This window comes from Streptosporangium sandarakinum, assembly GCF_013409935.1.
Taxonomy (GTDB): Bacteria; Actinomycetota; Actinomycetes; order Streptosporangiales; family Streptosporangiaceae; genus Streptosporangium; species Streptosporangium nondiastaticum.
In genome coordinates, this window is sequence record NZ_JACCCO010000002.1 from 634175 (window position 1) to 647237 (window position 13063).

The window sequence follows — 13063 nt, forward strand, 5'->3', positions numbered from 1 at the left end:
GCGGAGCCTCACGGCCATCGCTCGGCGGCCACCAGCCGTCCTCCCGTCACCAGGGGCCGCAGCGCCTGGATCGCCGCGGCCCGGCTGAGGTCCTCGTGATACGCCTGGTTGCCGAAGCTCCGCAGGCAGCCGTAGCAGGAGGTCTCCTCGCCGCAGTCGCAGTCCGACACTCTGGCGTGGGCGGCCTCCACGACGTCGTCCAGGGACCGGGCGATGCGCAGCACGCTTCCCGCCCCGCCGGGCACGGCGTCGAACATGACCAGCCCGGTCTCGCCGCCCGGCTGGGCGTACAGCGTGCCGCCGAGGTCGTCCCGGCTGAGTTCCAGCCGCTCGGCCGCCCCCTCCAGCAGGGCGTAGAGGGTGGAGCGCCAGTGCGCGGGGCCCGCCGCCAGCGGCATGGCCAGGCGGTCGAAGACGAGCTCGAAGAGGTCGGTCTCGTAGGGGTGGGCGAGCGAGCGCCGCCGCAGGGGTCCGGAGCACTCGGATCCCCTCAGGAGATGGGTGTGCGTCTTGGCCGCCCGCGTGTTCAGGGGCATCCCCGCGCCGCACCAGTCGCAGATCAGGTAGCCGCCCCCGGTCGGTCCCTCGGAGAGGGCGATCAGCCGGCCGCGTGAGCCGGCGCGGCCCCAGAGCGTCCCGCCGTTCGGCGCCTTCCAGGTGGTCTCCTCCACCTCGGCAGCCAGCGACAGGACGTGGGTGGCGCCGTTCCAGCTCCGTTTCGGCGGGGTGGTCGTCGTCTTCGACGGCTTGGTGTCCGCGACGAAGCCGAACTCCGGCATGTAGTACTGCCGGGAGGCGTGCCGCGCCACGGTCGAACAGGAGGGGCACACCGGGTCGAGCGGCTCGTCGCTCTCGCGGTAGTGCTGGCAGTGCTCGCAGACCAGGTAGTGCTTGCCGAAGAGTTCCCGGTCCGGCAGCCGGTAGACCCCTCCCGAGCGCCACAGCAGGCCGCCCGCGACGACCTCGGAGCCGGGCGCGTACTCGTAGATGGCGGCGGACAGGTCGCGGGTCAGCTCCAGCTTGGCACCGACCGCCTCGCCCGAGTAGGACGTCCGCAGCTCCACGGTGTCGACGGGGAAGCCGTACTTGGGCAGCACGTTGCGGTTGGCGAGATAGCCGAGCAGGTTGCGCCGGGTCAGCGTGTTGACCGTCTTGGCGTACCGGGCGACCAGGTGGTCCTGGCGCGCCTCGTACGCCTGGCGGCGGCGTTCCTCGAAGATCTCCACGTCGTAGGCGAGCTGGGCCCTGACCTCTTCGAGCAGTTCCCCCAGCCTGTCGACCCACGCGCCGTCGTTCACGCCGATCTCCCGCTGCACCTCGGGAGGAAGCACCCGCAGCAGCGACTCCATGACGTCGCGCGGCACGGGCGACAGGAAGGATCGCACCCGTGAGGCGGCCACCGTCCCGGCCTGGGGCAGGAAGAACTCGCCCGCGGTCGCCCACGTCTCCCCTGTGGTCCGCCGGGCGTGCCGGAAGAACGCCGACAGCGCGATCGAATGGGCGTGCCGCCGGTCGATGCGCTCGTTGCCCAGCGGCACGTACGGCGCGCGCACCTCACCGGCGATCATCGACACGGGGTCCTGGTAGCGGGAGAGGTCGTGCGAGCGCCGCTGCGCGTAGGTGACCACGAGGGCCGCCGAGTCCGTACGGCGTCCCGCGCGCCCGGCCCGCTGGACATAGTTGGCGGTGGTCGGCGGCATGTTGCGCAGCACGACCGACTGCAGCTCGCCGACGTCCACGCCGAGCTCGAACGTGGTGGAGCACGACAGGACGTTGACCTCGCCGCGCAGGAACCGCTGCTGGATGTCGGCCGCCTCCAGGCTGGTCCACTGTGCCGTGTGCTCCCGGGCGACCAGCGGCACCGGGGTCATGGACCGATACATCGCCCGGTAGTGGTTGTCGTCCTCAGCCGTCGGCGGGACGGAGAACGGCCTGAGCGCACCCCGGCAGCCCATCGTCGGGCAGACCTCGCGGACGGAGACGGCGGTGACGCGCCGGCACAGGTCACAGCGGTGCAGGGGACGGTCCGGGTCGGCGGGCGCGAGCCGCAGCCAGGTGTGGTCCACCTGGCGGACCATCCCCAGCCCGCGGACGGTGTCGGTGGCGAGCCAGCCGTCCCGCTGCGCGGTGATCAGCTTCCAACAGCCGCGCAGCACCTCCTTGGGGTCGGCGGGCGCGCCGAGTCTCTCCAGGACGCGGGTCACGTAGTCGAGGCGCCGGTTCATCCCCCGGGTGGGCAGCCAGCTCAGGACCTTCCGGGGCGGCTCGGAGCCGTCCTCACGCACGTAGATCGGGCCGCGGCGGGGGTCGAACGCCTCGTCGCGGGGGTCGACCTCCTCCGGCATGGTGACGACGCCCTGCTGGCGCAGGCTGCGCAGCAGCTCCGACAGCAACGCCCAGCCCTCCTCGGCGGACAGGCCGAGGGAGCGCAGCACCGGCGGTACGGTCCACCGCCGGTCGCGGTCCAGGTCGACCCGCAGCAGGCCCAGTCCTTCCAGGGACTGGCGGTCGTCCAGGGCGACGAGCTCCCGCATGATCCACAGGGCCGCCTCGCGTTCGCGCTGCTGGCGGGACATGCGCCGGGTGAAGACGTGCGCCCGGTCGGCGGCCTTGGCCACGTGGTAGGTGAGGTCGGCGACGCCGGCCGCCTCGTCGTCACGGGTGGCCGCCGCGAGCCCTTCGAGGATGAGGCGGCGGTGCTGGATGCCGGAGTAGCTGGATTCGAGGTAGGGGGCGAAGAAGGCGGCCGCCTGCCGGCTGTCGCTGAACGACAGGAGCTTGCGCCCCTCCCCCGGCTGGTCGGCCAGGTCATCGGCGGCGGGCGGCAGCGCCTGGTAGAGCGCGCTGGCCAGGACGGCCACCGCCGCGTCGTTGCCGCTCTCGAACCGCCGGACCATCCCCGTGCCCCGCGCGCCGCAGGAGACGCAGCCCGACGGGGAGTCCTGATGGGTGTTGAGCCGGCGGACCGGCCAGAGTGTCGTCGAGGCGCAGCCCTTCCGCCCGCACAGGAGCCGGGGCGAGGAGTGGAGCCCTCCGCAGGCGGCGCAGAGGAACGCGTCCTCCCCGGTGACCCGCGTGGCGCCCTCCATGTCCTCGTCGTCCTCGTCGGCCACGACGGGAGAGTCGCCGAGGAGCAGCCACACCCGGCGCTCGTCCTTCTTGATCCTCGGCGCGAAGACATAGCCGTCGTCGCCCGGCCGTACCGCGCCGAGCAGGTGGACGGCGCCGCACCGCTTGCACGCGCCGAACTCGAACACGGCCCCGCGGCAGGAGTCGCAGACCTCCCGGCGACCCAGGGAGACGTGCGGGCCAGCTTCAGTGAGGCAGGTGAAGGCCCCTTCGGTGGCCCGCGCGAAGAGGTGGTAGCGGGCGGACAGCACCGGGGAGCCGGCCGCGTCCCGGACCTTGCTGCCCACGGCGACCAACGCCGCCAGAGCCGTCCCCGGCCTCTCATGGGGATCGAAGAGCAGCCCGGCGAGCTCGCCGAACAGTTCGGGTCCGGCGGCCAGCCGGGTACGCAGCTCGGCCATGCCCCGCTCGTGGGCCAGCGCCGTCCCGGGGTCGTCGGCGGCGAACCCGTGCTCCTTGGCCAGCCGCAGCAGGTCCGTGCCGGGGTCACCGGCCCCGGCCAGCTCGCGGTACGCCTCGGCCGGCAGCGGCCCCCAGAAGGGTTCGGCGGGCATCCTCACCCGGGTGGCCCGCACCAGGTCCTGCCGGGAGGCGTCCCCGGGCTCCCATTCGAAGGGCACGTTGAACAGCTTGGTGGCGAAGCCGGTCACCGCGGCCGGGTCGTCGCCGACCGTCGCACTCGTGGCGATGCACTGCAGCGCCTGTCCCGGGGCGACTCGGTCGTGCAGGCGGCGCAGCAGCATGGCCAGCTCGGCGGCCTTGGCGCCGTCGTAGACGTGCGCCTCGTCCAGCGCGACGAACCTCCAGCCCTGCCCCTCGAACAGCTCCAGGTCGGCGGGCCGCAGCAGGAGGTACTCCAGCATGGCGTAGTTGGTCAGCAGGAGGTGGGGCGGCGTGGCCCGCATCTCCTCCCGGCTGAGGAGCTCGTTGGGCAGCCGGGGCTCGTCGGGGTTGAGGGATTCGAACGTGTCCGCGCCCACCCGGGCGCTTTCCGGGGTGTCGCCGGTGTAGCGGCCGAAGGTGATCTGCGGCACGTGCCCGAGCAGTTCGCGCAGCCGCTTGAGCTGGTCGTTGGCCAGCGCATTCATCGGGTAGAGGAGCAGCGCCCGCACACCGGGGCCGAGTCCGCCGCGTGAGTGCTCGGCGAGCAGCGAGTTGAGGATGGGCAGCAGGAAGCTCTCGGTCTTGCCGGAGCCGGTTCCGGTGGCGACCACGAGGTTGCGCCCCTGCACGGCCTTGCGGAGCGCGTTCTCCTGGTGCCGGTACAGCGGCCTGTCGAGTGGCAGTTTGGTACCGGCGAGCACGCGGAACGCCGGGTCGAGGACGCCCTCGGCGATGAGCCCTTCCGGGGTGGCCCCGGTCGCGTACGGCGGGGTGGCCTCCAGCAGCGGCCCCTTGGTCAGCATGGGGCTGCGGGAGATCTCCGCCGCCAGCGCCTCCGCGATGCGCGGCTCACGCACCGGCAGCAGCGACCGCAGGTAGCGGCGGTAGCTGGCGATGATCAGGTCGCTGGTGCCCAGCGGGTCCAGGGTGTGGCTCACTGCGTCTCCGTCTTCTCGGCCTTCTCGTCGGTCTTCTCGCCGGCCTGCTCGGCTCCGGCCAGGAGCTCGGCCAGGATGAGGTCGGTGGTCACGAGCTGGGGGGCCGCGGCGGCGAGCCGGGCCCAGTCGGCGCGGAACGTCTGCTCGGCGGACCGGCACCCGGCGTCGCCTCTGGCGGCGAGCCGGGCGGTGAGCGCGAACGCCGCCGAGGCCGCGGGGAGTGCGTACCAGCCGCCCCTTCCTCCCGGGTGGCCGCGCTGTTCGAGTTGACGCAGGAGGCGCGGCCGCCGGATCAGCGTGCGCGCCTTTCTGACGACGTGCGAGGCGAGCCTGCCGAGCTCGCAGACGGCGTCCTCCTCCCGCAGGTCGAAGAGGCGGCGCGCGGCGGCGGCCCGGCTGTCGGCGTCGAGCAGCGCGCGGGGCACGACGTCGGCGGCCCGCCAGATGCCCTCGATCTGCTCGGGGGTCAGGTGGACCATCCGCTCGACCTCGGGGCCGAACCGCCCGACCGCCGCGTACGGATCGGCTCCCTTCTCCCTGATCTCCGTCAGGGAGTCTCCGCACTGCCGTTCCGCCGCGGCGCGGCAGTCGCTGTCGGCGAGGTCCCCAGCGAGGACTGCGGCGCCCGGCAGGACGGGCCACATCTTCTGGGCCGCCGCGGCCCGTTCGAGGTCTGGTACGGCCGTCGCCGCCAGGCCGGAGGAGATCAGCGCGACCAGGGCGCGGCCGGGTTCGAGGCCCAGTTCGGCCAGCGCGGCCAGTGCGGCGGACGGGCGCCGCTGCAACGGCCGTGAGCACGCCCGGAGGAACCTCTGCACGTCGGAGGGAGCGCAGAGCTCCCGGGCGAGCTCGACCATGACCCAGACCCGCCCGAGGTCCTCGACCTCCTGCGGGCACTCCCCCTCCCCGGCGGCGAACCGGGACAGGGCCGTCTCCTCCGGATCGTCGCCGGTCAGGTGGCCCTGCCCGTCCACCGGCAGGAAGTGCTCGGGCCAGCGCGGCCACTCCGCGGGCGCCCACTGCTCCTCGACCTGGAGGAACACCAGGAGCGGCCCGGCGACTCGCAGCTCCTCGGGCAGCGGCACCAAGCCGCCGTCCTCCACCGGCACGATCCAGGGTTCGCGCCAGGGGGCCGTCGTGGCGTAGACGCCCGCCGTGAGCCCTTCGACGGTCGCGCAGTCGTCGAGCCTGAGGTGGTCGCCGGCGCGCTCGGCGCTCAGCGCGAGCCGGCGGGGCCGTACGCTCGCGAGCCGGACGACCTCGTCGTCCACCTCCAGCAGCAGGTCGGCCCGCTGGTACGCCCTGACCGTGTCGGCGATCCTGACCAGGTCGTACCGGGCCGTTCCGCCCTGGATCCGGCCACTGGCCGGGACGTCCTGAACGACTCCGCTCCCGGCGACCACCCGCATCGGCTGGAGGGCGCGGGCCTCCGGGACCCGCACAAGGAGCGCGCCCGGCTCGTCGGAGAACTCGTCCGTGACGAGCCGCAGCGGCCCGGCCTGCCAGCCCTGCGCGTCCGCGCCGCCCTCGCGCAGCATCTGGACGTGTGGAGGGGTGACCACCAGCGGCTGGGAGCCCTCCTCCGTCCGGTACTCGACCACCTCCCTGAGCCGGTCGGCGGTGAAAGACAGCACGTGCGGGTTGGCCCGGGCTCCGACGGCCGCCGACAGCTCGGCCCGCCCGTCGGCCAGACCGGACACACCGAACACCCGGACCCGGGGGGTGAACCGCACCCCCAGTCCCTCGGCGACGAACACCGTCCGCCGGACGCCGCGCCCGAGCGGGCCGCGGACCACGAGGTCGAAGGCGCCGAGCAGCGGCCGGGGCAGCTCGTCCCACAGGTCGGTGACCGAGCAGGGCTCGGTGGTCGTGTAGCCGCGAGACAGGACGACGGTGTCGTCCCCGCTGCGGCGGACGTCGATCCGCCAGGTCGTCTCGGCCCCGGCCTCGCCCGGCAGCCACACCTCCGGCACCCGCGCGTGGACCGGGGACCCGTACGGCGTGGCCACCCCCGGCACCGGGTCGCCGGTAACGACGCGCGGGTGGGAGTGGCCGCGCACCGGACGCCTGCTCCCGGGGATCCCGGCGAGCCCCAGCGAGCGCGCCCCCTCCAGGGAGACCTGCCGCAGGCACCAGCCGTTCCAGCCCAGGGGAAGGTGCCCCTCGATCGTCACCGCGAGCGTGCCGTCCGCCACCAGCTCGTGCTCGGCCGGGTACACCGCCCACACCACGTCCGGCGGCAGCGGCAGGCTCGGCGGCAGCCGCCGACCGTCCTCGGCGAAGACCAGTAGCGGCGCGGCGGGATCAACGACGGGCAGCTCGATCTGGTGGTTCCACCCCGCCAGCGCGACCACCGCCGTCCGAACCGGCCGGGGCAGTCCGAAGGAGGTCGAGGGGGCGCCCTCCGCCGCCCCGACCCACAACGCCTGGCTGCGAACCGTGGTGGTCACCCCGTCGGCGGTGACGTTCCAGCGGGCGATTCCGTCGGGGGCGTCGCTGGTCGCGGGCAGCACCACCTCGACGCCGCGGCCGAAGGGGTCGAGGGCGATCCGGGGCCGTTCGGTCCGAGGCCCGCCCCCGGTGGCCGAGCGCCGGGAGCCGAGGCCGAGACGCTTCTCGGCGGCCAGCTGCTGGGCGCGGACGACCACCCGGACCGGCAGCCCGACGCCGTCGAGGTCGGGGTCGGCGTCGCGGAGCCGGTCGAGCAGGTCGAAGCTGCGCTCGACGAAGTCAGCGGCGAACTCGGTGCCGTGCTGCAGGAAGCGCCGCGCGGGCACGTCGAGCTCCTGGATGCGCTTCTCCTTCCCCGACTCGGTCGCCCAGGCCAGGAATCCCTCGGCGTCCAGCCCCCGCTCCGCCGTCCGCCGCTGGAGGATCAGCCGGAAGTAGTCCTCCAGGCAGAACGTCGGGATGCCGGTGTGCATGAGGATCGGGCCGAGGTAGGGCATCGGCATGTCGGGGAAGGTCGGCATGCCGAGGGAGCCGAGCGCCGCCGTGAAGCCCCGCCCCCAGACGGTGCCTTCCTCCGGGAGACCGGGGAAACGGATGGCGTTCCACAGCTCGGGCCAGAACGTGCCCTGCCGGTAGCCGCGGGCGGCGATCCCGGTGACGGCGACCGCGACGCAAGCGGGCCAGCGGGTGAAGAACCTCTCGGGCGGCTTCCCGGCGGCGATCCATTTCTTGTAGACCGGCCCGAGCACCGCCGCGACCTGCTCGCTGTGGGCGTCCTTGACGTCCACCTCGGCGACCAGGGAGGAGCCGCGCAGCCGCCTGGACCAGGCGCGTTCCCGGAGGTCGAGCAGCTCCAGCGGCTTGACCTTCCGCACGGACCCCGCTTTGGAACCTTCCATCCCAGAAAGGTAAGGATCTTCAGCAGAATATGGAACAGAAAGCCGGAATCGATTTCGGTCTGTGACAAATCACGGTGCCGGGCGGAACACCGAGCGGTCGCTCATTAACACTGGAGCGACGATCACATACGTGATTAAATGCGCCGGTGACGTCCCCCGGTATGACAGCCACCGCGAAATCCGCGATCGCGGCATACCAGAGAATCGCCGAGCTTGCGCAGGTCAACGCCCCCGCGCTGAACAAGGCGGCCCAGACGATACAGGCCAACGCCTGGGTGGGCGGCGGGGCGTCCAATTTCAGCAAAGAACTGTTCGCCCACCGCACGCGGATCCAGCAGGCGTTCCAGTCGGCGCTGGACGAACTCGCCGAGCTGATCGTGCGCGAGGGCGGGTCCGCTCCCCCACGCCTGCACGTGACCACCCCGATGCCGACGACCATGAGCGCGGGCGCCGGCGGGTTCAGGGGGATAGACGAGGGCCAGATGGAGGCCCTCGTCAAGGAGCTCGACCGGGCCGGTGACACGCTGTCGGCGGCCGGCTCCCAGTTGCAGAGCGCCTGCTCGGCACTGTGCGTGGCCCCCGGCGCGGGCCGTACGGTCGGCGCCGCCGGGGCCTGGGCCGAGACCCAGACGAGAGACCTGCGCAGACGCTTGGACGTCATCAAGCGCAGGGTGCCGACGACCGAGAGCGGGCTCCCCCTGACGGGACCGTTCCCCGGGGCAGGCATGATCGGCGCGGCCACCGCGGCCTACGAGCTGTTCGGCGCGTCCGACACCGCCCCGAACAAGGCCAGGGACCTACTCGCCCGCGCGGGCAAGGGAGACGCTGAAGCCCTGAAGGGCGTCCTGGACATTCAACGCGCGGGGAAGGACGCCGGTCTGGCGGGACGGGTCAAAGCCTGGTGGGAGGCGCTGGACCCGGCCACCACGAAGAAGCTGAGTGGCGCGGCCCCGGGCCTGGTCGGCTCGCTGAACGGGCTGCCCTCCGCCACCCGTGACCAGCTCAACCGGACCTTCCTCGCCAATGAGGAGAAGCGGCTGACCAAACAACTGTCGGAGCTCAACCAGGGCGCGCGCAGCGGCCGGTTCCCAGCCCTCGCCGATCCCCGCGCGATGTCGGCGGCGGCCACACAGATCGGCGACATGCTGAAGAGAGTCCAGGCGGTGAAGACGGCCCTCGCCAAGGGAGGGCAGAACGGCGTGCCCCCCGCGCTGCTGCTCAGCTTCGACGCGGTGCACGGGCACGGCCGCGCGGTGCTGTCGTACGGCGACCCCGACAAGGCGAACAACATCACCACGTACGTGCCGGGGTTCTCCACCAAGGTGGAGGGCGACGGCGGCGACTTCGACCGTTCCCTGACCACCTGGAAGGTGGCGGCCGAACTCGATCCCGACAAGCGGACGGCCTCGATCGCCTGGCTCGGCTACGACGCCCCCCAACTCGAGGGGGTGGCCGTTCCGGGTCATTCCGTGGCCTTCGACGGGGCCGCCGACAAGGGTGCCCAGGAACTGGCCTCCTTCGTCGACGGGCTGTATGCCACCCACGACCTCGCTGCGCCGGCTCGCCTGACCATGGTCGGCCACAGCTACGGCTCGTTGACCACCGGCAAGGCCGCCAGGTTGCGTCCCGGGACGTTCGCCGACGACCTGGTGTTCGTCGGCAGCCCCGGTGTCAGCACCTCACACGCCGACCAGCTGAGCATGGGCAGGGACCACGTGTGGGTGGGGGCCAGCGACAACGACCCCGTCGCCAAGTTCGGGCGGTTCGGCGGGGATCCGGACTCCCCGGAGTTCGGGGCCATCCGCTTCCGCGCCGGCGAGGGCGGCCACTCCGACTACTGGCAGGATCGTTCGGACTCCCTGCGTAACATCGGCCGCATCGTCACCGGGAAGACCGACAAAGTCGAGAAAATGTTCGTACCCTTTCTATGAACGACAGCACGTTCTCATGAGAAGCCACGTCATGAAGAGAATCACACCAGGCGCCGGCCGGGACAGCCGTCGATCAACCAAACGAATGGTGAAGGGAATCCATGGAACGGCGACTGCGTGTGTTCGCGGTGCTCACCGCGCTGGCGATGATCGGCTGGCTCAGTGGCTGCGCGAAGGAGTCGCCAATGGATGACGGACCGGACATCACCGAAGCCCAGGCCACCGCTCGGGCGGAGGATCTCATCCACACGGTCCTCGTGGGGGTGACGCCGGCCCCCGGCATGGACCTCATCTCCACAAGCCCCGGCAGTCAGACCTGCCTTCCCGACGAGGGGAACACCCCTACCGGGAAGGTCTACGTGATCAGGAAGTATTACCTCACCGGGATTCCCAAGGACCGTATCGTCGAGGCGGCTCGGCAGATCCAGGCCAACTGGAAGAAGGCCGGGCACAGAATCACCAACGAATACGCCTTCGACATGGGTGAGCCGCAGCTCTCCGGGCGGACCGGCGATGACTTCCGCCTCGCCCTGGACACCGTCGAACGAGACTCCACCCCGCAGATCCTGCTGTCGGTGGGCTCCCCGTGCTTCCGCCCCGACAAGCCCTCCCCCTCCTCCTCTCTCTGATCCGCCCAACCCACCCTTCACTCATGCGGTTCACCGGTCATCCAGGATCTTCGCGTTGGCCCGGCGCAGGCTGTCTCTCATCTCCAAGAACTCCGACCTGAGCGCGTCGCCGACACCGGGGTCGTCGTGCTGCGGCGGTCGGGCCTCGCGTCGCGCCCGGAAGCGGTCACGGAGCACGTTCGCCTGCCTACGGCGACGCGCCCGGTTGAGACGGTCACGGAATCCGCCCATCATTACTCCTCCGGGAGAGACGCTGAGGATTCCGCTTGAGGGAATCGTGGCTGTCGGTATGGTCGGCGAAGTCGGTGATGTCCGCGCCGCCGAAGCCGTGGCGCTCGTTCAGTAGTCGGAGATCCGCTCCGGTGGGACGCAGGGGTCGTCAGGACCGGGCGAGCCACCGGAAAGCATCAACGGGGCGGTCAGGGTGCACCAGACGACTTTGCCGCCAGTAGCGAGGCGGTAGTGGCCCCAGCTTCGGGCGAGGAGGTCGACGAGGCAGAGGCCGCGGCCGCCCTCGTCGTCCGGGCCGGGGTCGCGGAGGACCGGCGGGGTACGGCCGGCGGCGTCCCAGACGCGCAGCACGACCAGGTCCCCGGCGTGCCGGGCGCTCTCAGTGCTCCCGGTACCTCCGGGGGCTTCGGTGTGCTCGGGGTCGCCGGGGCGGTAGAGGTCGAGCCAGACGTGGTCGGGGGGCGGGGGCGCCGCCGTCTCCAGGTCCGCGCCGGCGATCGGGGCGAGGTGGGCCTTGATGGCGTTGGAGACCAACTCGGAGACGATGAGCTGGGCCGTCTCGACCAGGTCGTCCCGGCCCCAGCCCTCCAGTACGCGCTGGACGTGGACGCGGGCGTAGTAGGGCGAGGTCGGGAAGAGGGAGAGTTCCAGGTGGTGCTTTCCGGTGCTGAAGTCGGTCATCGGTCACCCGTTCCTGGTCGGCATGACAGGCGGCAGGGCATGGGACCGGCGCCGTTTGCAGACGGGGGCGGCTGCTCTCCCCACGGGGGATGGGAGCACGGCGCCGGTCCCATGAGGGCACGACCTGGGACGCGGCAGGGGGCTGCTGCGGGTCATGCCGCTTGAGCCGGACGGACCCCGAACGGGGTGGGCCGTTTCGGGAGGGAAGATCATCCGCCCGGCTGTCCAGGGAAATCAGAGGTTTCGCCTTCCGGAGAGGAACCGACCCGGCAGGCTTTACGCTGAGAGCATGCACCATCACAATGGGTAAACGCAATATAGGCGTTCACACTGCCCGCATAATCCAGAGAGGCGGTAAAGATGCAGGAGAAGCCCGGTTCGGGCATGGTCGCACCCCTGAAACGAACCAGACGCCAGCCGCCCACGGTTCGCCTGCGCCGTCTGGCCTCCGAGTTGCGCCGCCTTCGGGAGGAAGCCGGGCTCTCCCAGACCGAGGTGGCCGAAAAGACCGACGTGAACCTCGCTACCCTCCACCGGATCGAGACGGCCAAGGCGAAGCCGCAGCTCCGGACGCTCAATGCCCTCCTCGACGCCTACGGCGTGACCGGCGACCGCCGCGCTGAACTGGTGGCGTTGCAGAAAGAGGCCAAGCAACGCGGCTGGATTCATGGCTTCGAGGTAGACCTTCCCGACAAGTACAGCGCGTACATCGGTCTGGAAGCGGAAGCCCGCGAGGCCATCAACTACGAGTCGTTGTTCATCCCCGGACTGCTCCAGACCGAGGATTACGCGCGGGCGGTGATGCGCGGCGTGCGGCCCACCATCACCGGCGACGAGATCGAGACGCGGATCGCCGCACGGCTGCATCGCCAGGCACTCCTGGAGAGTGAAACGCCTCTGCGGCTATGGGCGATCCTGGATCAGGCCGCACTGTCACGGATGGTCGGCGATGACGCCATCATGTATGACCAGCTCACGCACCTCGCTCAGCAGGCCCAGCGCCCACACATCACCGTCCAGGTCATTCCATTCTCCGCCGGAGCCCATCCCGGCATGCCCGGAAGCTTCATCGTGCTCAAGTTCGACGGTGACGGTCCCGACGTAATTCACATTGACAGCATGGCCGGCGGTCTGTTTCTTGAGAAAGAAGCGGATATCCGGCAATACAACGACACATGCCAGCATCTTCGCGCGATGGCCCTCAGCCCCGCCGACACGGCCGCTCTCATCGCGTCCCTGCGTGAAGATCGCTAGGGGAAGGAAGACAGGATGCAGCAGCCCGACCTCTCCGGTGCACGCTGGCGCAAGAGCAGCCTCAGCGCCGACGGCCCGAGCTGCGTCGAGGTGGCGTTCGTCAACGACGCCATCGCCGTCCGCGACACCAAGGACCGCGACGGCGGCACGCTCGTCTTCCATCGTGACCACTGGGCCGCCTTCGTCGGCGACATCAAGCGCGGCGGCCTCGACGACCTCGCCTGACCGGCGAGCCCACCCTGTTGGAGGCAAGACGCTTCCGGGAGGCCATCGCGTAGCGCCACCTCCCGGAAAGCAGCCTTCGGCACCGGGCAAGC

8 protein-coding genes are annotated in these 13063 nt (G+C 71.3%); 4 read left to right on the plus strand and 4 right to left on the minus strand.

Features of this window, described 5'->3' with window-relative positions:
* Nucleotides 1–8: 8 nt before the first annotated feature.
* Both HDA43_RS21515 and HDA43_RS21520 read right to left on the minus strand, forming a co-directional pair.
* Nucleotides 9–4670, minus strand: a complete 4662-nt coding sequence (locus HDA43_RS21515; RefSeq protein ID WP_179824514.1) for a DEAD/DEAH box helicase — start codon at nt 4668–4670, stop codon at nt 9–11.
* Complete coding sequence (locus HDA43_RS21520) at nt 4667–8020, minus strand: hypothetical protein (protein WP_179824516.1); 3354 nt, start codon at nt 8018–8020, stop codon at nt 4667–4669. Before HDA43_RS21520 ends, HDA43_RS21515 begins: the two co-directional genes overlap by 4 nt.
* 161 nt (nt 8021–8181) lie before the next feature.
* On the opposite strand from HDA43_RS21520, the gene HDA43_RS21525 reads away from it, so the two are divergent.
* Both HDA43_RS21525 and HDA43_RS21530 read left to right on the plus strand, forming a co-directional pair.
* Entirely contained in the window at nt 8182–9951 is a 1770-nt protein-coding gene (locus HDA43_RS21525; protein ID WP_179824518.1) for an alpha/beta hydrolase, read from the plus strand.
* Between the two features lie 101 nt (nt 9952–10052).
* The gene (locus tag HDA43_RS21530) at nt 10053–10580 is read left to right on the plus strand and encodes a hypothetical protein (protein ID WP_179824520.1); all 528 of its coding nucleotides are present in this window, start codon (nt 10053–10055) and stop codon (nt 10578–10580) included.
* A 30-nt stretch (nt 10581–10610) separates the two neighbouring features.
* Here the strand turns inward: HDA43_RS21530 and HDA43_RS21535 are convergent, their stop codons facing one another.
* Both HDA43_RS21535 and HDA43_RS21540 read right to left on the minus strand, forming a co-directional pair.
* Nucleotides 10611–10811 carry a hypothetical protein gene (locus HDA43_RS21535; RefSeq protein ID WP_179824522.1) on the minus strand — a complete coding sequence of 67 codons (201 nt, stop codon included), beginning with the start codon at nt 10809–10811 and terminating at the stop codon, nt 10611–10613.
* A gap of 108 nt (nt 10812–10919) precedes the next feature.
* Nucleotides 10920–11492: an ATP-binding protein gene (locus HDA43_RS21540; protein ID WP_179824524.1), complete on the minus strand. Its 573-nt coding sequence runs from the start codon at nt 11490–11492 to the stop codon at nt 10920–10922.
* Between the two features lie 360 nt (nt 11493–11852).
* Here HDA43_RS21540 and relB point away from each other — a divergent pair, with 360 nt between their 5' ends.
* Nucleotides 11853–12746 (plus strand): type II toxin-antitoxin system RelB family anti-toxin, encoded by an 894-nt coding sequence (gene relB, locus HDA43_RS21545; protein ID WP_246424478.1) that lies wholly within the window; start codon nt 11853–11855, stop codon nt 12744–12746.
* A 15-nt stretch (nt 12747–12761) separates the two neighbouring features.
* Complete coding sequence (locus tag HDA43_RS21550) at nt 12762–12971, plus strand: DUF397 domain-containing protein (RefSeq protein WP_179824526.1); 210 nt, start codon at nt 12762–12764, stop codon at nt 12969–12971.
* Nucleotides 12972–13063: the final 92 nt, after the last annotated feature.